The organism is Burkholderia sp. Bp8986, assembly GCF_003854225.1.
Taxonomy (GTDB): Bacteria; Pseudomonadota; Gammaproteobacteria; order Burkholderiales; family Burkholderiaceae; genus Burkholderia.
In genome coordinates this window covers 129,381-155,213 of sequence record NZ_QTQM01000010.1, presented here as the reverse complement: position 1 = coordinate 155,213, position 25,833 = coordinate 129,381, and the positions used below count along the sequence as shown (strand labels likewise).

Genomic DNA, 25,833 nt, shown 5'->3' with positions numbered 1-25,833 from the left:
TGAATCGCCGGCCTGGGTAATCCGTGTTCCGACGTGATGGCCCGACTCCAACTGGGTGCGATCGAGCGACCACTCAAAATTGACAATAGGCATTGCAGTCTCCTTAAGCCGATCGCTCGTCGTTACAGGAGCGAAGGCTACTCACCGGTACAGGGTTGTTGTTTTGTTCGCGCCCACGATCCAGCGGCGCGTCTCGTCCGTCGCGAACAAGACGCGCCCCGACCGTGGCAACCATCAGAACGGATAGTGACGAGCCGTCGTTTGCACGGTGATCCAGCGCAAATCGGTAAATTCCGCGATTCCCGCCTTGCCGCCGAAGTGCCCGAAACCACTGGACTTCATCCCGCCAAACGGCATTTGCGCCTCGTCGTGAACCGTCGGCCCATTGACGTGGCAAAGCCCGGACTCGATACGCTTCGCTACCGTCAACGCACGCGCGACGTCACGGCTGAAGACTGCCGCCGACAGACCATATTCGTTGTCGTTCGCGCATGCGATGGCCGCTTCGTCTCCCTCGACGCGGACGATCGCCTTGACCGGCCCGAACGACTCCTCCCGGTAGATACGCATGTCGGCCGTGACGTGATCGAGCAGCGTGGCCGGCATGAGCGTGGTCTCGGATTTTCCTCCGCAGACCAACGTCGCACCTTTCGCCAGCGCGTCGTCGATCAGGTCGTTGCACTTCCTGACGGTCGCCATGTCTACAACGGAGCCGAGTACGGCCGGGCCCTTTCTCGGATCGCCAAGCGGCAGGCTCTTCGCCTTTTCGGCCAGGCGCGCGACGAATTCGTCGGCGATGTTCGTGTCGACGACGATGCGTTCGGTGGACATGCAGATCTGACCGGAATTTGCGAACGCCCCGAATGCCGCGCCTTGAACCGCAGCGTCGATATCGGCATCGTGAAGAACAAGAAACGGAGCCTTTCCGCCGAGCTCGAGTACCGAGGGCTTCAGAAACTTCGCGCACTGGGTGGCGATGATGCGGCCGACGCGGGTCGAGCCCGTGAAGTTCACCCGTCTGACCGCGGGCTCGGCAATGAGCGCTTCGACAATGGCGCCGGCATTCGCCGGCGCATTCGTGACGAAGTTCACGACGCCGCGCGGCAGCCCGGCGTCCTGCAACGCCTCGATGATGAGGCCGTGGGTCGCGGGGCAAATTTCCGAACCCTTGAGCACGACGGTATTGCCGCAAGCCAGCGGCAACGCGATGGCACGCACGCCGAGGATGACGGGCGCGTTCCACGGTGCGATCCCGAGCACGACGCCGGCGGCCTGCCGAACCCCGAGCGCGAGATTGCCGGGCACGTCCGACGGAATCACTTCGCCCGAAATCTGCGTGATCATCGCAGCAGCTTCGCGCAATCCGTCGGCCGCAAGCTTGACGTTGAAATCGGCCCACAGGCGGGACGCGCCCGTTTCGGTTGCCATTGCCAGCGCGAAAGCGTCGCGCTTTTCTTCGAGCGCATCTGCGGCTCGATTCAGCAATGCGCGTCGCTCGCCGGGTCCCATCGCCGACCAAGCGGGAAAAGCGGCGGCGGCAGCGTGCACCGCGGCCTGTGCATCGGCGACGGTCGCGGCGGGTGCGGTCGATGCAACCGTGCCATCGAGCGGATTGCGGCGCTCGAATGTCGCCCCATCGCGAGCCATCGTGCGCTCGCCGTTGATCAACATCGATACCTGATTCATAGCCGTCTCCTGGAATATGTTTGAAAAGCCAGCCTGTCGAACCAACGACGCGCGGTCAGGCCACGACAATTTCTACAAGGCGCGTTTTGCCCGAAGACAAAGCGTCTTCCAGCGCGGACTTCAGCGACGGCGCGTCGCTCACTCGCACCCCTTCGCAACCCATGCTGTTGGCCAGAGAAACGAAATCCAGCCCCGCGAGGTCGGTGCCCTGTACCGGATCCGACGCGGAGAAGCCAAAGACGGGCGCAAATTCCTGCAAGGCGGCGTAGCGGGCGTTATTCAGGATGACAAAGGTGATCGGGAGATCGAGTTGGACCGCGCTATAGATCGCTTGGGGCGAATACATCGTCGAGCCGTCACCGATGAGGCCGATCACGCGGCTGCCGGGTTTGCCCAACGCCACGCCCACCGCGGCGGGCATGCCGTAGCCCAGACCGCCGCTTGCCATCGTGTAAAACGTCTGACTGCGCGTGAACGGCAGATAACGCTGCATGACGGGCCGCGAACTTGGCGCCTCCTCGACCACGATATCCGCTGCGTCGCGCACCTCGGAGAGCGTCTGCAACGCATACGCGACCGACATGACCGCCGTGGGCTCGGCTCGCTCGACGACCTCGCGAGGTGCCGGCAACGGCCGGCCACGCGGCGCCGGACGGGCGAGCAGGTCCGACAGCCCCAGGCGAACGTTCGCCACCACCGACGTGCCGACCGGGGTCCACGCCGCGGTAGCCGGATCGTCGATCAATTGGTACAACGCCGCGCCATCAGGCACATGCGGCCCACTGCCTTCGACGTGATACGCAAAAGCCGGCGCCCCGATGACGAAGATCAAGTCATGCCCATCCAGAATCCGAACGATTTTTTCGCGCATCGCCGGAAGGAATCCGGCGAAAAGTCGGTGATCTTCAGGGAAGCTGCAGCGTGACGACATCGGCGCGACATAAACCCGCGCATTGTGGCGCTCGGCGAGCTGGATGGCCTCGCTCCAGGCGTCGGCACGATCGAGTTCCGCGCCGACGACGATGGCCGGCCGTTTGCAGTTGTCCAGCGCGTCACCGATCTCCGCGATCGATGCCGGATCGGGGCGGAACCGGGTGCTGACCCGTGTCGCCTCGACGAGGTCGGCCGGCTGATCCCAGTCGTCGACCGGAATGGAAACGAACACCGGGCCACGCGGCTCCTGCATCGCCACGTGGTAAGCACGGGCGAGCGCAAGCGGAACATCCGCGGCACGAGCCGGTTCGATGCTCCACTTCACATAGGGCCGCGGCAACTCGGTTGCTTGCGATGCCGACAGAAACGGATCGAACGGCAGAATTGAACGGGCCTGCTGGCCGGCAGTAATGATCAGCGGCGTCCGGTTCCTGAAAGCCGTGAATATGTTGCCCATCGCGTTGCCGACACCGGCCGCCGAATGCAGATTGACCAGAGCGGCATTGCCGCTGGCCTGGGCATATCCATCCGCCATACCGACGACGACGGCTTCCTGCAATCCCAGCACGTACCGGAAGTCCTCCGGGAAGTCGCGGAACATGGGCAGCTCGGTCGAGCCGGGATTGGCAAACACCGACGTCATTCCGAGGCGCCGCATCAAGTCCACGACGGCATCGCGAACGGTCGGCTGCCCACTTGTGTTTCGTTGCATCTCGAGTCCTCTGCGGTTCGCCACTCAGGCTGGCGGTGATTGGATGAGCCGCAGTATGGGATTCGATGCATTGTTTGAAAATTGCCAAAATTGCTCAAAGTCATTACTTTCTGGCATGGGTCAATCGGGCTGCCGGATGCGTCCATTCCGCCCGGAAGCCTTGCGGGTCAAGGCCGTACGCCGTCATCGCCGGCTCTGCGGCGGCCGCGGTGAGCGGCCATGGCGATCCCGTTCAGGGAAGACACCTAGTACCGGACAACTCGGGACCTTGTTCGATTCATTTAGCCCCTTTCAACCGCCGAGCGGCCGTCGCGGCTGAAACAAGCGGCAGCGTGACGCTGATCGACGCGGCGATGACAACTGCGCCGGCGCACGCTCGCGTGTCCCGCGCCGGCTTCACCCGGGCGGGCCGCCTACGCGTCGGTCCAGGCGCCGGTGCCCTGCCGATACTGGATCACGCCGCTGTTGAACCGCACCTGCAGGTTGCCGTCCGGCAACTGCACCCAGGTCGTCATGTCGAGGCCCTGCATCAGCCCTGCGAAGAAATCCCGCCGGCGAAACGGCATTGTCGTTCGCCGCGCTGTTCGGCCGCCTCGACATGCTGCCGGTGCTCGTCGGCCGTGGCGCGAACCCGGATCACGTCGATGCGCTCGGCCGCACCGCACTGCAGAACGCCATCCTGCAAGGCAACGACGCCGCGGTTGCGGCGCTCGAAAAGGTGGGCGCGACGCCGAATGCCGATGTGACGTTGCGAGCGAGGCCGTGACCGCTCGAGCTTGCCCTCGAGGTTGACTGCCTGTCGATCGTCATGCGGCACAAGGTCACGAAGGCACACGTTCCGGCCTTAACACCGGAGCCGGCTTGCCGGCGCGTCGGTCATGCCGCTGATCGTCGCGCCTCGCGCCCTTCCCGCCGGCCCTCACGCGCGCTGGCACAGCCATCCGGAAGCCGCCATCGTCTCGACATTGCTCACGTTCGTCATGCTGATTTCGAACAGATCGCGGCCGGGCATCACCGGTATCTGCACGGTCATCCCGCAGCGGTCGTCGGCCAGCGGCTTCAACAACTGGTAATTGAAGTGGGCGCCGCCGCTGGTGCTGTAAGCGAACAGGACATAGCCCGGCAACGCGTCGAGGCTGCCGAGCGACACCCGCAGCTTGCCGCCCGAGAACACCGACTGCGCCGATTCGTTGATCACGTTCCACGACGTGTTCACACGCGCCTGCCAGGCGGCGCCGAGCTGCGGCAGCACCGGCAATTGCTGTGCATACGGCGCGACGCGGAACACATAGCCCGAGCCGTCGACCACACGCTTGGTCAGATACCGATTGCTCACCGCGTTGCCCGCGTCGTCCGTGCCCGGCAGGATATCGAACCGGTACGACACGGTATCGCCGTCGCTCCACCACCAGCCGTCGCTGCGATACACGTACGGCGCGCTGTTCGAGCCGGCGTCCGTCCACGCCGTGCCGTTCCATTGCGTCAACGCCAGGCTGCCGTCCGCGTTCACGACGACCTGCATCGGCGCCGATTCGTTGCCGTAGACGCCGCCGACGGCGGAAACGTCCGGCGACGCAGCCGCCGGCGGTGCAGCGACATTCACCTTCGCGGGGGCCCCGGCGATGCTGCCGTCTTCCTGCAACGCCTGCAGCAGGATCGCGGGCGCGATGCCGGCCGCGTCATAGCCGGTGCTGCCGGTGATCATCAGCGCCATTTGCGCCGCCGGCAGCACGTAGAAATGGCTTGAAAAGAACTGCGTGCCGCCGCTCTTGTACGCGCCGGCGGCGCCGGCCGCGCGCAGGACCGGATCGTCGACGTCGTCCCAGCCGAGACCATAGGCATACGAGTAACCGAGCCGGGTCGACTTGATCTGCCACCGGTCGGTCTGGTCCGTCAGCATGTCGGCGATTCCGGCAGCCGACGCGATGCGCCGCCCCTGGAACACGCCGTTGCCGATGAACAGTTGCGCGAGGTTCATCATGTCGAGCGGCGTCGTCGACAGGCCGCCGGTGGCGTACGGATTCGCGAATTCCTGCCCGTACTGGATGCCGTTCGCGTACGCCAGCGCGAACTGGCCGCTCGTCGGCACGCTGGTCAGGAAGCCGGAATTCGTCATGTTCAGCGGCGCGAGAATGTCGCGCTGAACGAAATCGGCGAAGCTCAGCCCGGTGACTGCCGCGACCACCAGCTCGAAGATCGTGAAACCGTCGTTGCAGTACACCGCGAACTGGCCCGGCGCATGATTCAGGTGTTCGTTGGCGAGCACCTTTTGCGCGGTCGCCGCATAGCCCGGAATCGGCGCATACGAGAACATGTCGTCGACGTTCTGGCCGGGCAGCCCGGACGAATGCGACAGCAGATGACGCGACGTGATCTGCGCATACTGCGGCGACAGCATGGTGAACGACGGCACGTACCGTACGATCGGCGCGTCGAGGTCGATCAGCCCGCGATCCTGCAGGATCACGCCGGCCAGCGCCGCGATCACTTTGGATACCGAACCGATGTTGTAGCGCGTCGTCGGCGTGGCGGCGACCGCCGGGTTGATCGACGCATTCCCGAACGCCTGCGCCCACACGACCTGATTGCCCTTGAGCAACGCGACCGAGATGCCCGCGAGGTTCCGCGGATGGGCATCGAGCGCGGCCTGGATCGTTTGCCGCCCCGCCGCGATGGTCGCGTCGTAGGTCGACCGCTGAATCGTATCCGCGCCGCCGCACCCGGGCAGCATCGCGGACAACAACCCCGCGCCCGCGTATTCGAGGAATTGCCGGCGGCCGGCGCTGGATGGCGCCGCATCGTGGCGCCGGTCGTGTGGATCGCGTGTGTGAGCCATATCGCCTTCTCAGGAAACCTGCTGTGCGGCACGCCGCGCATCGCGCGTCGTCAGGGAACTGCCGTCGGGACTCCAGCCGGGCGGCCGGATCAGGTACTGGATCGCGGTGTGCAGGCTGTCGGCTTTCGCGAGGTCGCGCGCGATATTGCGCCACTCGTAGAACGCGATCCTGAACGGATTGTCGGTGCCGATGCTCGACGTCAGCCCGTAGTGCGGCGTGAATCGCTCGGCCGTGTACGAGCGGAACAGCCGATCCCAGATCATCGTGGTGCCGGCGTAGTTGGTATCGAGATAGTCGAAATCGCTGCCGTGATGGACGCGATGCTGCGACGGCGTGTTCAGCAGCGCTTCGAACCAGCGCGGCATCTTGCCGATCGCTTCGGTGTGGATCCAGAACTGGTAGATCAGGCTCACCGACTGCATGAACAGGATCATCTTCGGATGGAACCCGACCCACGGCATCCACGCCCAGAACAGGAACGATCCGGTGATCGTGCCCGTGCACGTCTGGCGCAGCGATACCGACAGGTTGTATTGTTCCGACGAATGGTGGACCGAATGCGACGCCCAGAACCAGCGCACCTCGTGACTCAGGCGGTGGAACCAGTAGTAGCTGAAATCGTCCGCGAAGAAGCACAGCACCCACGCCCACCAGACGTTCGTCGGGATCGTGAAGAGCCGGTGCGCGTACACCCAGCTCAGTACCGCCAGCACCAGCCCGCCGGTCAGCACGCTGGCGACGAATGCGCCGGCCGCGAGCGCGAGGTTCGCCAGCGTGTCGCGGGTCCGGTACAGCGACCGGCCGAGCACCGCCGCGAGTGCGATTTCCACGGCGATCAGCACCGCGAAGGCCGGGAACGCGGCCACCATGATATTGGGCAGATTGTCCATCACCGTTGCGCTCCAGGCAGGCGGGCGGCAAGGCCGCGCCATGACCGTTCAAGGATTCGACCGCGAGAGGCCGGTCGGCTCATGCGCAAGGCGAGCGCGATTCAGGGTGCAGGCACGGCACCCTGTCGCGTTGCTTTCAGAAAGGACGACGCCTGGAACAGGATCGGCCGCACTGCGACCGATCCTGTTCCGCGGCATCAGGCCGTGCCGGCGCCGTGCCGATTCGATCGGACGTGCGGCCTGAACCGTGGGTTGGTCTCCCCGGCTGTCCTGCCTTCTTCGCTACCCCGCGCGACTGTTTTTTACGATTGCCAGCAGGTGCGAAGGTACTGCACCCGTTTCGTTTGGGAAATACCGCAGATGCAGTAGTGCCGTCGCCGCTGCGCCGGCCGCGCCGGCTGCCGTCGCGAACGCGTCGCATTCGCGTGCGGGTGCCGAGCAGGCGCGGTGCGATGACATCGCTGCGTCGTCACGCCGTCACGCCGGCGCGTCGATCAAGGTCTGCATTTCCTGCGGGTCGAGCGGCTTGTGCATCACGCTGAAGCCGCTCGACGAAGCGGCATGGATGCCCTCGGGCGACGTATCGCCGGTAATGATGATGGCCGGAATCTCGCGTCCGATGACGCGGAACACCCGGTGGACGACATCGGCGCCGGTCACGTGCCCCGCCAGCCTGAAGTCCGTCACGATCATGTCCAGTTCGGCGCGCCGCGGCGCGGCAAGCGCGATCGCACGCTCCAGCGATGGCGCGGCGATCACGGTATGCCCCCAGGTCTGAAGCAGCGTCTGCATGCCGGCCAGCACGTCGCGATCGTCGTCGACGACGAGGATGGTCTTGCGCGCCTGCCCGCGCTCGGGGTCCGCACGCTCGCCCGACGGGTGCGCGCCGGTGGCGTGCGACGCGGCATGGTCGGCCATGGCCAGCCGCACCGAGAACAGCGAGCCGCGGCCCGCGGTCGAACGCACCTGCACGCTCGCATTGATCAGCGCCGCCGTGCGCTGCACGATGGCGAGCCCGAGGCCCAGCCCCTGCTCGCGGTCCCGCGCCGCGTTGCCGATCTGGTAGAACTCCCGAAAGATGTGCGGCAGTTGATCGCCCGCGATGCCGATGCCGGTATCGAAGACCTGGATCTCGACGTCGGTGCCGCGACGCCGGCAGGCCAGCAGGATGCCGCCGCGCTGCGTATAGCGCACGGCATTCGACAGCAGGTTCGACAGGATCGTGTGCAGCAGCACCGCATCGGTTTCCAGCCAGATCGCGGTCGGCCGGATCCTGAGCGTCACCCCCTTGGCCAGCGCGGCCTGACGAAACTGGCTGTCCAGCGCGTCGAGCGCCTGCTGCAGCGCGAAGCGGCGCGGCTCGACATCGATCACGCCCGCGTCGAGCCGGGAAATGTCCAGCAACACGTTCAGCAATTGCGACATGCCTTTCAACGCGGTGCGGAGCCGTTCGGCGATGTCGTCGAGAGCGGTTCCGTCGACGCTCGGCGCGCGCGCCATCGCCCGCAGCGTCGCGATGTAGAGGCCGAGCGCATGCGTCGGCTGACGCAGGTCGTGGCTGGCGGCGGCCAGGAATTGCGATTTGCTTCGATTGGCGAGTTCGGCGCGCTCCTTCTCCTGCGTCAGTTGCCGGATCAGGTCGACGTTCTCGAAGCGCAGCGACACGGCATCGCGCACGGTACGCTGCAGCGTCCGGCTGAAGGCGAGATTGACCGCGAGCAGGAACAGCGACAGGAAGCCCAGCACCGAAAACAGCGCGCTGCCGTACGCGAACGAGCGGATCGCGAACGGCAGCACCGTCGGCAACGCATAAGCCACGTAGGTCGGCCACCACGACGAGAGCGACGCCACCGAGCCGCCGGTCATGCCGGCCAGCACGATGCAGATCAGCGCGGTCACGATCGTGTTGTCCGGCGAAAAGAACAGCACGCCCATGGCGCCCCACAGGCAGCCGGACACGCCCGCGAACACCATGTATTTCCGCGCGCGGCGCGTGGCCGTCCCGGCAGGATGTTCGCCCGCGCGGCGATCCCGCCAGACCATGACGGTACGGATCGCGGTCAGCACGCAGATCGCCGCGGCCCATGCGAGCAGCGCATGCCGCGACACCTCGTTCCACAACAGAAAGGTGGTCAGGCTGACGACGGCGATGTTGCCGAACAGGATCGGCGGAGACTGTCGGTACAGCGTATTGACCAGTTCCAGCTGCACGTCGGCACGGTATTCTTGCGCTATCCTGTTTGCCATTTCAAAATCGCGTAGCGGATCCGGCGTTGAACGGAGCGGGCGTCGATCTCGCCCGCCGCGTGACACGTCGCAACGGGGTTGCATCGTATTGTCGCAAAGGAACGAGCTTCCGGGTGCGCCGGGAGAAGGCGAAAGAAAAATGAAAAAAATCGTGCTTGCCGAAGATCACGCCATCATTCGCGACGGGCTGAAGTTGCTGCTGAAGACGCGAGCGAACTGGACCGTCGTGGGGGAGACCGGCGACGGCCGGATGGTCGGTCAGTTGGTGTGCGATACGCAGGCCGATTTGCTGTTGCTCGATCTCGATCTACCCGGCTTCCCCGGCATCGAACTGGCGAAGCAAGTCAAGGCGCAATCGCCGCAGACCAGGATCCTGGTCGTCACGGGCAATCAGAACCCGGCCACGGTCCGGGCGGCCGTGGCGATCGGCGTCGACGGCTACATGCTCAAGCACGAAGACGGCGACGAGCTGCTGCGTGCCGTCGCGCTGGTGCTGTCGGGCATCCGCTATGTCAGCGACTCGCTCGCCCATGTCCTCGAGCACACCGCCGCCGCCGTGCCGCCCGTGACGGCCCGGGAGAAGGAAATCCTCGTGCTGATCGCCAACGGGCACTCGAGCAAGGACATCGCCATCAAGCTGAATCTCAGCGTGCTAACGGTACGCAAGCATCGACAGAACCTGATGTCGAAACTGGCGCTGCACAACGTCGCCGAAGTGATCGCGTATGCGCTGCGCGACGGCCTGACCGTGCTGCCGCGGTCCGACGATGTCGGCGCGGAGGCAATCCTGCGCTGACGCGCGGGCCGGCGACGACGACGCATGCATGCGCGTCGTGGCGCGCCCGCCCGTCGCTCGTCGTCACGCGCGACGCGTCGCTTGCATCCGCCCCGCACACGTTCCGCGCGCCGCCCCCGTCACCCGACCACGACCTGCTGCCCCGGATCGATCTCGCCCGGCTTGCTCGCCAGGTTCCGGTTCAGTTGCAGGATCTCGTTGAGCGCGACGTCGATCCGCTGACCGTCCGACATCCGCTGCTGCTGGTCGGCCGGCACGTGTGCCGCGGCAAGCAACGATCCTTCGTGACTTTGCGCGATCGTCCACAACGAATCGCCGGCCGCCACGGTCACCGTCAGCGGCGTGGGCGCGGGGCTCGGTGCACCCGTCGAAGGCTGCGCCGGTTGCGATGACGTACCCGACGGCTGCGCGCTCGCCGACGCCGCTGCCGACGGCGGTGCCGACGCATTCGGCTGCACCGGTGCGCTCGTCGTGCCGGGCGACGGCGCAAACGACGCACCCGACGCACCCGGCGTCGGCGCCCCGGCACTCGAACCCGACGGTTTCGGCGACGAACCCGGCGCCTTGTGCTGATCGTCCGACGCGGTTGCCGACGTGTACAGGCTGATCCCCTGCATGATCCCGAAGATCGCCACGGGCGCCAGCGCGATGCCGGTCGGCAAGCGCTCCATCCACGGCGTCGCGTTCGGGAAATGCGAATGCAGCCGCCCGGCGCCGAGCAGCGCGCCGGACATCGCGGTCAGCGTGCCGGTCACCGGATCCACGGTCAGCGCGGTATGCACGCCGGTTGCGATGCCGACCGCCGAGGTCAGGTAGTCGCCGGTCGCGCTCGCGATCCGCGCCAGCTGGCTGCGGTTCTCGGCATTCACGCCGCGCAGGCTGCCCTTGTAAACGATGCCGGTGTAGACGGCGCTGAACGCGCCGCCGATCGCCTGTCCGCCGGCCAGCAGGTCGCCGTGCGTGATCGCCCTGAACGCATTCATCGTGATCGAACCGCCGTAGCCGCCGAGCGCCAGCACACGACCGACGCGGCCGACCGAATGGCGCGGGCTGCCGTGATGCAGCAGCTTCAGCGACGTCCCGCCGACCACGCCCTGCATCTGCGCGAGCATGTCGGCGGCGATCGCCTTCGTATGCGCGACGGTATCGTCGAACGACAGCATCCCGTCGTCGTTCAGCGCGCGCAGCTGGGCGGCCATCGCCTTGCCTTCGTGCGCGATCTGCTCCAGCTGCGCGCCGCGTGCGTCCACGTCGAAGCCGTTCGCCTTCAGTTGTGCCTGCAGCCCGCGCACGAGCCGGTCGACGACGCGATCGAACACGCGCGGATCGCCGTTCTTCAGGCTGGCGACCGCGCCGTGATGCAGCGCCTGGAACACGCGCCCGACCCGCAGGCCCGCATACAGCGAGTTCGTCGCGGTGCGCACCGACTCCCGGCCGACCGCGACGAGCACGCCCGCGCCGGCGCCGCCGGTCACGGTGGCCGCCGCGATGTCGCCGGCGATCCGCCTGGACGATGGCGGCGGCGTGTTCTCGCCGATCGGTTCGTCGTGCACCCGCAGCGCATGCAGTTCCGCCTGCGCGCGCTTCGCGTCGGGAATGTCGACCTTCGCGAGCTGCGCCGCTTCCCGGCGGCTCGTGCCGATCGGCTTGGTGCCGTCGTTGATCAGCGCCGGATCGTGCACGACCGCGCGCCAGTGGTCGAGCGGGTCGGCGGCGGCCGGCCGCTTGCCGGTGGTCACGCGGTCGGGCACGCCGGCGCCGTAGTCGGCCAGCCAGCGGCCGCCGAACCTGCGTGCGCCCTCGTCCGTCCCGGTGCGCGGCGGGTTGCCGTCGGCGTCCCACAGCGGCATCGCATGCTCGATCGTCGCCTTGCGCGCCTGGTTCAGCCAGACGGTCGTGTTGCCTTCGTAGAGCTTCTGGCGCAGCGCGGCGATGTCCGCGGGCGTCATGCCGTCCGCGGCGCCGAGCCGCTCGACTTCCGCGAACAGCAGCTGATGCTGGTTCGCCAGCGTCTGCTGGTCGACCCGCTCGAACACGCGCGTGAGCGCATCGGCGCCATGCAGGCGATCGATGATCTCGGGCCGGTTGCGGTTCTCCACGATCAGCTTGGCGAGCGCGCCGGTGAGATCCTGGTTGCCGATGAAGTCGGCGCCGTGGGTGCCGTACGACAGCCCCATGTGCACCCATTCGAGCCCCTTGCGCTCGAGCACCGCGCGCAGCAGCTTCTCGTGTCCGCCGCCCGGCACCGATTCCGGTACCGCGTCCCAGCCGTGGAACGTGACCATCACGTTCGGCGCCTTCGTGTCGGGATGCGCGTTCGACCAGCGTTCGAGGGCGGTCATCACACGCACGTAATCGTGATACGTGTCGTTGGTGCCCGACTGGAACCGGTAGTCGGCGCCGGACACGAGCGCGCGCGACGGCGCCGTCTCGAGCCGGATCGCGAAACCGGTGCGTGCGGCCTCGTCGAGCCAGCGATGCAGATGCGCGAGATCGTCGAGCGCGAGCGCCTTCCCGTCGGAGCCCGGGGCCGGATGGATCATCCCGTTCTCGCCGTCGAACACGGCGTGCTGCTGGTCGCCGAGCGCGCGCACCGCGCGCAGGAAATCCGGATCGTGCGCCTTGCCGAGCACCGCCGCGAGCGAATGCGGATCGATCACGAGCGTGGCGACCGGCATCACGCCGCCATACCGCTCGACCAGCGCGCCCATCAACGCCGGATCGTCGCTCAGCGAGAACGAGCGCGCCATCGGCACCATGCGATCCTGCAACGCTTCGCTCGAGCGCGTGAAGATCTGCCGGATCCGCTTGTCGGCGACGGTCGCCGCGCCCAGGTTGCGCGTCCGCGCGCGCAGCTTGCCCGGCACCGGCAGGAACCGCGATGCGGACGTCGACACGTCGCGCGCGACGTACAGCTTGTTGAGCAGCGTGCGCCACATGCCGACGTCGACCATCACGGCCTGCGGCTCGCCCTTCAGCACGAGGTTCACGTCGCCGGGCCGCTGCGCCTGCTTGTTGTATGCCTCGATCTGCTGGTGCGTCGCGAAATACTGCTCGGGCTTCGCCGCGCCGTGGCGCAGGCTGAACTCGACGGAGGTCGCCGACGACAGCCCCGGCTGGTACGGCTCGATCGACAGCGGCTCGGGCGCGGTGCCCTTGCTCCCCAGGCGCCGCAAGTCGGCGAGCACCTCGTTGTAGCCGTGCCGCGTGCGCGCCGCGAGCGCGCGGAACGGCGCCGAGTGCAGGCCGCGCGCTTCCGCCGCCTTCCATTGATCGTGCAGCGCCTTCGCGCGCGCCTCGAGCGCGGCGACGCGCGTCGGCCGCGCGCTGGTCAGGAAATCGCGCGGCGACAGTTGCGTGAGCAGGAAATGCACGTCCGTGCCGAAGCGATCGTTGCCGATCGGCATGGCGTCGAGCGGCACGCCCGGATGGTTCTTGTTGCTGACCTGCGGGATCTTGTCGAACCAGCGCATCTCGCCATCGCGCTCGGCGATCACGCCGAGTGGATCTCCGAGCGCCTCGGCCACCGCGCCGTCCGTCCTGAACACGTAGATCACATGGCGGCCGCCGTCCAGCGCGCCGTTGCGGATCGCGGTCAGCAGGTGCGACACGCTGTTGCCGCTGAAGTCGACCGCGTTGAGCGCGGACTGGTCCGACGGCAACAGATGCGGATCGACCGGCGCCAGCGGCGCGGCGTTCGCGTCGTCGCCCTGCTCCGCGCGCGCCAGCGGCCGGCGCACCGGCACGATCGACTGGAACAGGTCGCCGGCCGAGCGGATCGGTTTCTTCTCGACGGCCGGCGCTGCCTTCGCCGGCCGGAACCCGCCGATGCGGTCGACGGTGGCCGGCGCCACGTCGCTGACGACGAAGCGGATCCCGCGGCGCGGCGACCGGCCGACCGGAATGCCGCCGCGGCGGCGGCGCCGGAACACCGTGCGCAGATCCTGCTCGGGGATCTCCGTATCGCCGAGCGACGCCTTTTCGAAATATTTCCACTCGTGATTCGTGTTGCGTTCCGCATGGCCGAGCACCTTGCCCGTCTCGTCGTCGACCACGTGAATCCAGCGCTGCGCGCCGGAGACCGCACGCACGGCCTGGCGCGGCCGCTTGAAGACCGGCGCGTCCTGCAGCTTCGACACGTCGCCCGCGAGCGTCGTCTCGATCGCATGGCCCGACGCCGTCACGTCCCACGACGTCTTGCCGTCCGGCGTCTCGATCTTCGACGGGCCGCCGAACGCCACCAGTTCGTCATGCGCGACCGGCGACACATGGAAATCGAACTTCCCGCGTGCGCGTCGGCCGCCGCTGTTGGCATTTTCCAGCGCCTTGGTAAGCGCGGGCGGCACGCGCTTGCCGTTCAGCATCCGCACCGGGCCGAGCGCGCCGTTCGCGTCGGTCTCGAGCACCGCGACGAAGGCCGGCGGCGTGTAGGCCGCGGCGCCGTCGGGCGGCGTGTGATGCGCGGTGACCAGCACATGCGCGTTGGGGCCGAGCTGCCGGGCGAGTCCGTCCAGCGTGGGCGCATGCCGGCCGTCGACACGCTTGAGCGTGCGGCGGCCGAGGGTGTCGAGCCAGTCGGCGGCGCGCGCCTGATGTTCCGCCTCGATCGCTGCGGCACCCTGCGGCGCGGCCGGGGCGGCTGAATGACCGGAAACGGTAGCCGGGGGCACTGCAGCGGACAGGTTGCTTGCCGGGTCGCCGGCCGCGCTCGCCAGACGGCCGGCCGGCCCCGCGTGGCCGAACCTCGGCCAGGTCGGGTTGCCGTCGACCGCGCCGAGCGCGCGCGTCCCGCCGGCATGCACAGCCGCATAGCCTTCCGGCAAGCCGGAACGATCCACGCCGACGAGCCGGTACGACACGTCGCCCGTCGCCGCATCGCGGGTGCGCACGACATACATGTCGACGCCGGCCGGCTTGAACAGCGAGCCGCCGTCGGGCGTGGTGATGCGCAGCGCACTCGCCGGATCGTGGCCGAGCGCCGACAGCAGCACGACGTCGGCCGGTGCGGCGGCCTCGACCGCGGCCAGATGCGCGGTGGCGCTGGCCGCGACGCGTTCCGCCGGCGTCAGGTCGCCCTGCGCGAACGCGATGTCGTCCGGCAGCGCATCGGCCGGCACGTACGCGTGATTGCGCGGCCCGGCTTGCGCCGCATCGAGCGCCTGCCCGAGATCGTCGTGCGCGACCGTCGTCACGCCTTCCGGCAACGCGCGCCGCGCTTCGGCGGCCGTGCGGCCCGTCGCGTGCGCTGCCGACGCCGCGGCGTCCGGCACCGTGCCGCTGAACCGGAACCAGCCCGCCTCGGGATCGAGCGCGCCGAAATCGGTGCCGCTGCCCAGCACGATGCTGCCGTCGGCCGTCACGAATTCGACGCGCAGGTTCGTCAGGCCGGCCGCGTCGAACGCCTGCATCACGTCGTCGATCACGCGGGTCGGCTCGGGGCCGTCGAGGAAATAGCTCGGCCAGTGCTGGCTCACGGTGCCGCCGGCCTGCGTCACGCGCGCGGCATCGCCGATCACGCCCGGCCGGTCGGCCAGCGCGCTGCGGAACGGATGGTCGAGCGTGACCGATTCGAACGTGCCGTCCGGAATCGGCGTGAAGTCGTAGCCGGGATCGGCGAACGTCGGATCGGGCACGCGCGGCACCGTCGGACGCGCCGGCCGCTCGGCCCGTGGCGGCGGCGCCGTATGCGCGGCGCTCGGCGCCGGTTCCGCGTCCGGTCCGGCGGGCAGTGCCGGGCGGCCTGCCCGCGCGGGATCGCCGACGAAGCGCTGCATCGGCAGGCGATCGCTGTCGACCTCGCCGGTCCGGCGCGTCACGCGCACGGTGGCCGAGCCGTCCGGCTTGACGAGCAGGATGTCCTGCGGCGCCCAGACCGACGTCGGCTGCCCGGTGAGTTCGGACAGGCGCTGCGCGAGCGCGGCCGCGAACGTCCCGCTCGCGGCCCGCACCTGGCCCGGCGCGACGCGCAACGGATCGTGCTTGTCCGACCCGCCGAAACAGGAATACAGCGTCACGTCCTGCCCCGCCTCGAGCTGCGGCGCGACACGCTCGGCCACCTCGTCCGGCGTCACCGGCCGGCCGTCCGGGCCGAGCATCGCATCGGCCGACATGCCGTGTCCGAACACGACGTGATGGCCCGGCGGCGACATCAGCCCGCGCGCGCCGACCGGATGCAGCGGGTCGTCGGCCGGCATCAAAAGCGTGTCGGCCGGACGCAGGAATTCGGGGTGCTGCGTCGCGTCGACGCCGGTCACGTCGTCGAAGCCCGGTTGCAGTACCGACTCGCCGCGAATCGTCGTCGTCATCACGCCGTCGTTGGCGATCGCGCGGTCCGTATAGACGCGGCTGTTGTTCCGGTACGTCTTCTGCGGAATCCCCGACAGGCCGTCGTCGGCTTCGGCCTCGGCGGCCTGCTCGGTGCGCGCGGCCCACTCGTCCGCCGTGAAAATCTGCCCCGGCGCGACGTCGACGACCGGAACCGGCTCGTCGACGGGCGGCTCGCCCGCATCCGGCTCTGGTGCGAGACGCGGATGCGCCGGGGGCTGCGGCTGGGCCGGCCCATGTGCCGTCGCGCCCGGCCGCGCGGCATCGCCCGGCGTGCCGGTGTTGCCGCGCGGCCCGCTGTCGGCGTCCGGATCGATCTGCGCGTCGATCGGGCGCACCGGTTCGACCGGCGCACCGTCGTACCCGTGCGCCACCGTGCCCGGCACGGGTTCGCCGCGCCGGGCGAACACCAGCGGCGGTTCGCTCGCGTCAGGCGCCTCCGGGACATGCAGGTAGAGCCGCGTCGACACATCCGGATCGTGTGCCGGCACGACGATGTCGTCGCTGTTCGGGTGCAGTTCCAGCGCACCGGTGCCGCGTATCGAATTGGACGCGATCGAAGCGATCACCGGCACCTGAAGTTCATACGCGAGCTCCTGCGCGAACGGGTAGCCGCCGGAGCCGAGATAGCAGCCGGTCAGCAGCACGCCATTGCCTTCCGTGTAGGCCGGATCCTCGAGCAGGCTGCGCGCGAATTCCCTGGGCGACATCGTGTTGCCGTCTTTCGTGATCGCGATCGCGCTGTCCCAGCTCACGTCGCGCGGCTTCGTGCCATGCGATTCGGCGATGTCGAAGCCCGAAACCTTCAGGAACTGCCGTGCGGTCGCGTGGCCCAGCAGGTTCACGACATTCGAGCCCGGCACCGGCCGCAATTCCAGCGGATTGACGCGAACCGGCTGCGCGCGGCCCGGCGAGAACTTGCCGTTCACGTCGGGTTCGATCTGGAAGCGCGCGAGCCGGCGGCCCGGATCGGGGATCGCGCGCCGCCAGCCGGCCGCGTCGTCGTCGCCGAGCCGGCCGAACACCGGCGCCTGGATCAGGTCCGCGAATTCCTGCAGCAATTCGGGATCGGCGCCGCTGTGCGGCCCCTCCAGCGCGATCGGCGTGCCCGGCGTATAGCCTTTCCACGCCAGTTCCTCCAGCGCGTGGGTCATCTCGAGCGCGCTCGCCGGGCGGCGGCTGCGCGGATTGATGACCGCGCCGCCGCGATTCGTCAGCACGCGCCAGACGTAGACGCCGAGCGGCACGCGCGCGTCGCCCGACGCGCCGCTGGCGCCCCAGCGATTCGACACCGGGCGCGGCGCCACGGTGCTCCAGTCGACCGCGTGCGCGCCCTGGTCGATGACCGCCAGCGCCGGCGAGAAGCGGTAGGTGCGCGGCGCATGCTGCACCGAATGGTCCGGCTTCCCCGCGAGGCTGGGGGCGCCGGGCTCCACCACGATGCCGGTCGTATAGCCGGAGTCCGGGCTGCCGTCGCTGCGATAGCGCGGCGAACGCCACGCGACGAAGCCGCTTGCGCCGTACACGTCCACCCCCAGCACGTTCGCGAGCAGTTGCGCGAGCGGGCTCACCCGCGTACCCGCGCCGCATGCATAGAGGATCACCGGCGATTTGCCGTCCCAGCCGCTCTGGCGCACCAGCTCGGCCAGGTCTTCCGCGCTCATCGGCTTGCCGGTCGCGCTCGCGAACGCGTCGGACCACGCATGCGCGTACACCGCGAAGTAGCCGGGCGGCACCGGCATCAATGGCCGCTCGCCCGCCGGCAGCCGGTTCTCGGGCTGGTGCGGATGGTTCGAATAGATCGCGAGGTCGGCTTCGCGGCGCGGATACGCGCCCCATTGCGTTTCGTCCATGCCGGGCGGCGCGTTGATCACGTCGACACGCCGGCCGTCCTCGCTGCGGATCAGCGGCTTGGCGGGATCGAACCCGCGCGGGTACATCACGCGCAGCGTGCGATCGTACGCGTCGTTCATCGACAGCATCAGCGCGTCGCCGGCGTCGTTGAGCCCGACCCGGGCGACCACCGCTTCGGGCGGCACCGTACCGTCCGCGGCGAGCGCGCCGTGGTCGACCAGCGCGACCTGATAGCGGCCCGCCGCCACGCCGCCGCGGGCGACCATCATCGCGTCGTGGAACGACGCGTAACGCGTGACGCCGATCGTGCCGTCCTCGCTGGAGGCGGCGGCCGCGAGCTTCACCGGATCGTCCCCGGCCGCCGCGCGCCGCGCGTCCGCGTTCGCCGCCCGGATGTCGTCTCCCAGGTTGCCGCGTTCGGTCGACGGGAGTCCGTCTTCGTCCGGCTTGCGCACGTTCCCTTCGCCGTCCTCCAGCGCGTACACGTAGTATTCGACGTCCTCGAGGCGGTTGCCGCTGTCGAGAATCGACCCGACCACGCCGGCCAGCGCGTCCGGATCGGCCGCCACATGCGCGGGAATGGGCCACGACGCGGGGCGTCCCGCCGTCGCCGGCGTGCCGGCCCCGGCCGGCGTCGCATCATCGCCCGCGATCGCGGCGGCAACGGCCGGCGTCGCTTCGCCATCGATCCCTTCGGCATCGGGCGCGAGCCGCAGCAGGATCGCGTCGCCGTCGTCCGGCGTGCCCTGCGTGCGGCGCGCGCGCAGCCACGCGGTGAAGCGCGACCGCAGCCCGCCTTCCGCCGGCGACACCGGCTCGCCGTCGCCGACGGGCTCGCCGAAACTGGCCGCCTGTTCCTCGGCGTGCTGCCACGGGTTGCCGATCTCGCCGACCGCGAGGCGCTGGTTCGCCAGCCCGTTGGCGAACATCGCGTTCGCCACGTCGATCGTGATCGGCCGCTGCGTCGCCGGCGGGGCCGGCGTCTTCGTGATCGCCCGAATCGGCCGTTCCATCAGCGTATGCGAGCCGAGGCCCATCTGCGCGACGCCGATCCCGAGGTTCAGCAACTGCTGCGCGCGATCGGAATCGGACATCGCGTCCCAGTTCTTCACGAGCGACACGCCCTGGTCGACCATCTGATAGCCGCCGATCGCGCCGCCCGTGACGTTGAGCACGCCGGCCGTGCGGCCCGTCGTCTGCGCGACCGACTGGAACGCGTCGGCTTCCTGCGCGAAACGGCCGAGACCGGCCACGTCGGCCGTCACGCCCTCGCCGCGCGATGCCAGCGTGACCATGTCCGAGACCTGGCCCGTCGTGCGCAGCAGCGACGACGCCTCCGCGAGCGACTTCGCCGCGACGCCGAGCCCGCCGCCCGCGATGCCCGCGCCGCTGCCGATCAGGCTGATCCAGTCGCCGCGCGCCTGCGCATTGCCGAAGCCGATCGACTGCCCGTGCTCGCTCAGATTGTTCAGGTCGCCGATCGCGGCCGGCACGCCGACCGCCATCCCGGCGCCGACCGCGGTCCACGCGGCGCCGAGCATCAGGCCGCCGACCGGCGCACCGATGCCGCTCGCGACCAGCACGACACCGCCGGCCGCGGCGAGAATCCCCGTGCCGATCTCGAGATAGTGTTCGACGTGCTGGTACCACTCCGTCTTGTGCGCGTCGATCGATTCGTATTGAGAGTAGCCGCCGGACGCCGCGCCGTTCGTCAGGCTCTTCGGCACGTACAGCTTGCCGTCGTCCGACAGCGCGTTGTTGTGCTGGTAGTCGTCGACGGTGTCGTACTTCCAGCCGCGATCGTCGATCAGCTTGAACTGGTCCGGATGGTTCGCGACCTGCACCTTGAACAATGCGCTCGGCGCGGTACCGGTCCCCTTCGACACGTAGTAGATCGGCACCAGCGACACGACCGCGTGGTCGCCGCCGACCTTGCGGATCTGGTCGACGACGGTCTGGATCATCTGCGTCGCCGCCGAATTCCTCGCGTACAGCGACCGACTGTTGACCGCCACACCGTTCTGCAACTGCCCGTTGCCGACGATCAACTGCTCGAGCATCGCCATCGACGGCACGTCGTTGCGGTCGGTCGGCGTCGCGGCCGGGTCGTCCGGCTGGATTCCGAGCCCCGCGCCGACGAAGTTCGTCATCTGGTCGGAGCCGGTGGTGAACGTGTAGGACTTGTCGTCGAAGTTCTTCTGGAAGTCGTCGAAATACGCCTTCAGCTGCTTGTCCGGATCGGCCTGGAACAGCTTGTAGCTGGCGTTGGCGGCGTCCTTGTTCTGCTTGTTCTGCGCACTCTTGGTGCCCTGGTCGTAACGCAGCTGGAAGTCGTTCGCGAAGCCCGCCTGGAACCGGTCGTCGTTCTGCATCTTCGACAGCAGCGCCTTCGACAGCGCCGGATCGACACCCGACGACAGCGCCTCGCGCACGGTGTCGAAACCGTAGCCGGTGTTGCTGCCGCGCAGCGTGTAGATCAGCGTCTTCGCGTTGCCCTTGTCGTTAAGCAGCCAGTTCGCGACGTCGTCCTCGCGCCGCACGGGCACGCCGCTCGCGTTCGGCTGCTGGTCCGCCAGCCCGACCGCCTTGCTGAGCCCCTTGTAGAACTCGGTGCCTTGCCCGTACGGCTGCGGCGTGCCCGTGTTCGTCTGCATCCACTTGTTGCCGAAATCGTGCTCGACGGTATCGAGCACGACGCCCGCGAACTCGGGCGGCGCATTGTTCAGGATGTCCTGCATCCACTTGCCGGCCTTGTCGGCGTTCATCGTGTCGTCGTAACGCGCACGCATGCTCGCCTGATCCGTTGCATCCGCATCGGGCTTCTGCATCAGCGGATCGATCTGCGAATGGATGAACTTCGCGTCGAAATGCGGCTGGCCGGCCTGGGTCCACAGCGTCTGGCGCTCGTCGAGCGAGAACGACGCGTCCATGTTGGTCTTCAGCACCTGGAGCGCCGCGCCGGGATTGCTGCCCGGGCCTTGCATCAACTGCGCGACCTGCTGCTTCGTGTACTGCAGCCGCACCTCGGGCGCCGCCGCAAGCAGCGTCTGGATCTTCTGGTAACCGGGATTGTTCTTGTCCGCCTGCGCCTGCGCCATCGCGTACGCGAACACGCCGCCCGCCTGGTCGATCTGCGCGTTCAGCGCCTTCGCGTCCGCGTCGCTCTTGCCGTCGGTGCTCACCGGAATGCCCGTCAGCTTGACGAACGCTTCCGCGAGCGGATTCTGCAGCGCGAGCGCCTTCTCCTGCGGCGACAGCTTCGGATCGTTCGGATCGACGGTCACGCCGGTGTCCTGCAACAGCGCGAACGTGACCGGATCGGATTGCGCGAGCTGCTTCATCTGCGGCGACAGCGACGGATCGTCGGGATTGATCGTCGCGATCGTGCGCTTGAGCTGGCTTTCCTCGCCCAGCGCGTCGACGAGGCCGGTGTACCACATGCCGTCGTGATTCTGCTTCACCGACGCGACGACCTGCTTCTGCTCGTCGGCCGTCACGTAGGTCAGTGCGGTGTCGTCGCCGCCCGTCACGACCTTGTCGTACTGGCTCTGCGCCTGCGCCAGCGCCTGCGTGACGTCGGCCTCGTCGGCACGACGCAATCCGCCCGGCTCCTTCTGCCACGCCGCGTAGTCGGCCTTCGCGTCGTTCAGGCGCAGCGTCGCGGCCGACGTGCTGTACTCGTGGCGCAACGCGGTGGTGAGGGCCGTGTAGGCGTTGTTGGCATTCGTGTCGGCCGTGCCGGCCGCCTGGCGAAGTTGCACGCCGGTGTCGGGATCGGCGCGCCGGATTCCGCCCGGCAGCGCGTCGTACTGCTTCACGTCGGCGTTCGCGGCCTGGTCCTTCTGCATCGCCAGCGCGAACTGGAACGCCTTCACGTTGGTCGCCCGCTCGGGCGCCGATTCGGCCGACACCGCCTTTTGCGCATCGTCGAGCACCGAGCCGAGCACCGGATCGTTCGGCGTCGCATTGCGCAGATCCGAGGCCACGCCCGCGATCGCCTTGTTCGTGTCGCCGCCGCCGTCGGCCGCGACGCGCATCTGGTTCTCGACGGCCGCCTGCACCGAGCCCCATGCCGCTTCGGCCTTCTTCACCTGGTTGTCGAGATCGGCCTGCGACGCGCCCTGGTCGTGCAGGCGCTTGAGCGTCGCCATTTCGGCCTGCGCGAGCTGCAGCAGGCGCTGCGTCTCGGCCTGTGCGGCCGCGAGGGCCTGCTGTTCCGGCGTCTGCGCCGGCGGGGTGCTGCCGGCCCCGTTCGTCGGTGCCGGATCGTTGTCATCCTGCGGCTGCGGCACGTTCACCGGTCCGCCCCCGCCCACAGCCATCAACACCATGTCCGTTCTCCCGCGGCATGCGTGACGTGCCGGCACAGCGGCAGGCGGGCCACGCGCAATGGTCCATTGTGCCGAACGGGCGCACGTGAAAAAGCCGCGCATTACGTAGTCGCCGGGCCGGTTGCGGCAGCGCGGGAAGACCCGCGCTACGAACGCAATCAACCCGATGCCGCCATTCGGTCCTTGCCGCTTCGGGCGGAAAATTTTGCTGGCTGCCGCGCATCGGGTCAGAAATACACGATGCCGCCGACCGGCGACACACGACCTTTCGCGACGCGTCACCACCCCGCCGCGCTCCGCCGCCTGCTCCTGACAGCGCCGACGCTCACGCTGAACTGCCCCGGCCCTGCCGAATCGTTCCGCATGCGCGATGGCCGCGTTTCGCGCAGATTCGATCGAAACACCCCGCGTCGAAACGCCGCGATTCCACGCGATCCCGCAGAGGACCTTTCCTGTGCAGCGCCTTAATCGCCGGTCGCACGTTCTCCAATAATGCCCACTCGATCCGTCGGCCCGCGCGCCGATACGACCCACCGGCGATCGGGCCGGAGACCAGCGAAAAAAGTCATATGCATTCCTATAAAACAACCAAGCCCGCCGGCGCACGCGTCGCCGCGCCGCTTGCCGCCCGCCGCGGCCGTCGTACCGGTGCGCTCCCGCTGAGCGTGATTGCCGCCTGTGCGGCCGGCTTCCTGATTCCCTGCGTCGCGCGAGCACAGAGCAGCGTGACGCTGTACGGCCTGATCGATACGTCGATCACCTATTCGACCAACCAGCGTACGCAAGGCGCCGGTTCGCCGGGCAGCGGCAGCGTCGCAATGACGAGCGGTGCGTTGAACGCGTCGCGCTGGGGGCTGCGCGGCCGCGAGGATCTCGGCGGCGGGACGGCAGCGGTCTTCACGCTCGAGAACGGCTTCTCGGGCACGACCGGCAAGCTGTCGCAGAAAGGCGTCGACCTGTTCGGCCGTCAGGCGTGGCTCGGCCTGAGCTCGCGGACGGCCGGCACGCTCACGTTCGGCCGCCAGTACGACCTGATTCTCGATTTCGTGACGCCGCTCGGCGCGTCGGGCCCCGGCTGGGGCGGCAACCTCGCGGTGCATCCGTACGACAACGACGACTCGAACCGCAACCTGCGCATCAACCATGCGGTGAAGTACACGAGCCCGACGTATCGCGGGCTGACGCTCGGCGCGATGTTCGGATTCTCGAACACGGCCGGCGCGTTCTCGAACAACGCCGTATGGAGCGCGGGGCTCGGGTATGCGAACGGGCCGCTGAAGCTCGGCGCCGGTTACCTGAAGATCAGCCGCGACCGCAACGCGCCGAATCCGGACGGCGCACTGAGCACGCTCGACGGCTCCGCGACGATCACGGGCGGCAACCAGCAGATCTGGGCCCTGGCCGGGCGTTATGCGTTCGGCCCGCATTCGGTCGGTGCCGCATGGTCGCACTCGGCCACCGACGGCGTGAGCGGCGTGCTCCAGGGCAGCGGCATCACCCCGCTGAAGGGTGAATCGCTCGTGTTCGACAACTTCACGGTCGACGGCCGCTACTTCGTCACGCCGGCGTTCAGCGTGGCCGCCGCGTACACGTACACGATGGGCCGTTTCGACACGCGCACGGGCCAGACGCGCCCGAAATGGAACCAGGTGGTCACGCAGGCGGACTACGCGTTCTCGAAACGCACGGACGCGTATCTCGAAGCCGTCTATCAAAGCGTGAGCGGCGGCAACGGCAACCCCGCGTTCAACGCGACCGTCTGGACCATGACGCCTTCGGCCAACAGCAACCAGGTCGTGGTCGCGCTCGGGCTGCGGCACAAGTTCTGAGTGCGCCGGCGACGCGCGATACGCCCCCACCGGAAGGACGCATCACGCATGCGCGGCGCATGCTGCGCGCGTTCGCGCAAGCAAGAATGCGTCCTGCGTCGTTTTCGCGCGAAAAAGACGGAGAAACTGGTCACGCTGTGACATTTTTCCTAATCTTGTTGCAGCGGCGCCGTGCGTCGGCGTCCGGCCGAGACAATCTTTCATCCGGCACGTCGCCGGCTTACGAAAGCGCATCGCGCACGGAAGCCGGCGCTTTCATGTCGTCTCGCCGCATGCGTGACGCGGCAGATCGCCCCACCACGCTTTCCATGCAGTCAACCGCAGGAGACGCACGATGAGCAAAATGAACCGATTCGCGGTCATGGCAGCCTTCGCGCTGCTGGCGGGTTGCCACCACGCGGCGAAAACGCCCGAGAATGCCGAGATGGCGCCGGCGCCATCGAGCGAAGCGGTCGCCACGGTGGCGGCCGACGATCTCGACAACCCAAACAGCCCGCTCGCAAAGCGCAGCGTCTACTTCGATTTCGACCAGTACTCCGTGAAGCCGGAATACCAGACGCTGCTGCAGGCGCACGCCGACTACCTACGCAGCCATCCGTCGCGCCGCGTGCTGATCCAGGGCAACACCGACGAACGCGGGACGTCCGAATACAACCTCGCGCTCGGCCAACGCCGGTCGCAAGCCGTGATGGGCGCGCTCGAAACGCTGGGCGTGCAGGCCACGCAACTCGAAGCGGTCAGCCTCGGCAAGGAAAAGCCGGTCGCGCTCGGCCACGACGAAGATTCGTGGGCGCAGAACCGCCGCGCCGATCTCGTCTATCGTTGACCGGATGCCGCCGCGACGGCGACATTCCGGCCCCCGTCCCCCGTTACCTGTCATGCGACGAATCGCCGGGGCGCCCCGGCTGCGTGCTCGTGCTCGTGCTCGTGTGAGCGCGTGCGCCGCTGCGCGAGCACGGCGCCGCCCGACGCGCGTGCGCCCCGCGCGCCGATTCGTGTCGCTATATGCCGCGACGCACCGATACCCAAAAAACATGGAATAAACCGCCTGACGGAGACGTTTCGTCATCGCGCGGTCGCCGGTTCACGCGAACCGCCCTGCCGCGCGGCCTGCGCGGTCCAAGGAGAGTGAAATGAAATCGGCAAGATTGGCCGCGGCGCTCGTCGCGGCGCTGATGCTGGTGCTGTCGGCGGGATGTACGTCGTCGGGCGGCGGGATGTCGCAAGGATCCGGCATGAGCCGCTACGGCGGCGCGGGCGGCAACGGAGGGGGTAGTGGTGGCGGAGGTGGCGGAGGCGGAGGCGGCGGCTACTGAAACACCGCCTCCCGGAATCGGGCGAGGCATCGCGCGGGAACACGGCCGGGAACCGGCTGCGTTGCGCGCGACGCCCCG

Annotated in this window: 11 protein-coding genes and 1 pseudogene; 5 read left to right on the top strand and 7 right to left on the bottom strand. The window is 68.3% G+C overall.

Annotated features, from left to right (window positions below):
* Positions 1 to 234: 234 nt before the first annotated feature.
* From DID99_RS12650 to DID99_RS37240, 3 genes are all read right to left on the bottom strand, one after another.
* Positions 235 to 1,686, bottom strand: a complete 1,452-nt coding sequence (locus DID99_RS12650) for an aldehyde dehydrogenase (RefSeq protein WP_124666835.1) — start codon at positions 1,684 to 1,686, stop codon at positions 235 to 237.
* Between the two features lie 55 nt (positions 1,687 to 1,741).
* Entirely contained in the window at positions 1,742 to 3,331 is a 1,590-nt protein-coding gene (gene mdlC / locus DID99_RS12645; RefSeq protein ID WP_124666834.1) for a benzoylformate decarboxylase, read from the bottom strand.
* Positions 3,332 to 3,744: 413 nt separating this feature from the next.
* Entirely contained in the window at positions 3,745 to 3,897 is a 153-nt protein-coding gene (locus tag DID99_RS37240; protein WP_185733768.1) for a hypothetical protein, read from the bottom strand.
* Between DID99_RS37240 and DID99_RS12640 the strand changes: the two are divergent.
* A pseudogene (locus DID99_RS12640) lies at positions 3,876 to 4,097 on the top strand (ankyrin repeat domain-containing protein); the annotation flags it as partial. The gene DID99_RS37240 and the pseudogene DID99_RS12640 overlap by 22 nt on opposite strands.
* 153 nt (positions 4,098 to 4,250) lie before the next feature.
* Here DID99_RS12640 and DID99_RS12635 read toward each other — a convergent pair.
* The 3 genes from DID99_RS12635 to DID99_RS12625 all read right to left on the bottom strand — a co-directional run bounded on the left by DID99_RS12635 (position 4,251) and on the right by DID99_RS12625 (position 9,305).
* A complete protein-coding gene (locus tag DID99_RS12635; RefSeq protein ID WP_124666833.1) occupies positions 4,251 to 6,167 on the bottom strand; it encodes a serine hydrolase in 1,917 nt (638 codons plus the stop codon).
* A gap of 9 nt (positions 6,168 to 6,176) precedes the next feature.
* Positions 6,177 to 7,058 carry a sterol desaturase family protein gene (locus tag DID99_RS12630; RefSeq protein ID WP_124666832.1) on the bottom strand — a complete coding sequence of 294 codons (882 nt, stop codon included), beginning with the start codon at positions 7,056 to 7,058 and terminating at the stop codon, positions 6,177 to 6,179.
* Positions 7,059 to 7,535: 477 nt separating this feature from the next.
* Positions 7,536 to 9,305, bottom strand: coding sequence for a hybrid sensor histidine kinase/response regulator (locus tag DID99_RS12625; protein ID WP_124666831.1), 1,770 nt, complete (start codon positions 9,303 to 9,305; stop codon positions 7,536 to 7,538).
* 139 nt (positions 9,306 to 9,444) lie between these two features.
* On the opposite strand from DID99_RS12625, the gene DID99_RS12620 reads away from it, so the two are divergent.
* Positions 9,445 to 10,101 carry a response regulator transcription factor gene (locus tag DID99_RS12620; RefSeq protein WP_124666830.1) on the top strand — a complete coding sequence of 219 codons (657 nt, stop codon included), beginning with the start codon at positions 9,445 to 9,447 and terminating at the stop codon, positions 10,099 to 10,101.
* A 119-nt stretch (positions 10,102 to 10,220) separates the two neighbouring features.
* Here the strand turns inward: DID99_RS12620 and DID99_RS12615 are convergent, their stop codons facing one another.
* On the bottom strand, positions 10,221 to 22,610 hold the full coding sequence (locus DID99_RS12615; RefSeq protein ID WP_124666829.1) for an LWXIA domain-containing protein: 12,390 nt from the start codon (positions 22,608 to 22,610) through the stop codon (positions 10,221 to 10,223).
* Between the two features lie 569 nt (positions 22,611 to 23,179).
* Between DID99_RS12615 and DID99_RS12610 the strand changes: the two genes are divergently transcribed.
* From DID99_RS12610 to DID99_RS12600, 3 genes are all read left to right on the top strand, one after another.
* Complete coding sequence (locus DID99_RS12610) at positions 23,180 to 24,439, top strand: porin (protein ID WP_124666828.1); 1,260 nt, start codon at positions 23,180 to 23,182, stop codon at positions 24,437 to 24,439.
* A 334-nt stretch (positions 24,440 to 24,773) separates the two neighbouring features.
* A complete protein-coding gene (gene pal / locus DID99_RS12605) occupies positions 24,774 to 25,265 on the top strand; it encodes a peptidoglycan-associated lipoprotein Pal (protein WP_124666827.1) in 492 nt (163 codons plus the stop codon).
* Positions 25,266 to 25,572: 307 nt separating this feature from the next.
* Positions 25,573 to 25,755 (top strand): hypothetical protein, encoded by a 183-nt coding sequence (locus DID99_RS12600; protein WP_124666826.1) that lies wholly within the window; start codon positions 25,573 to 25,575, stop codon positions 25,753 to 25,755.
* The last annotated feature ends 78 nt before the right edge of the window (positions 25,756 to 25,833 follow it).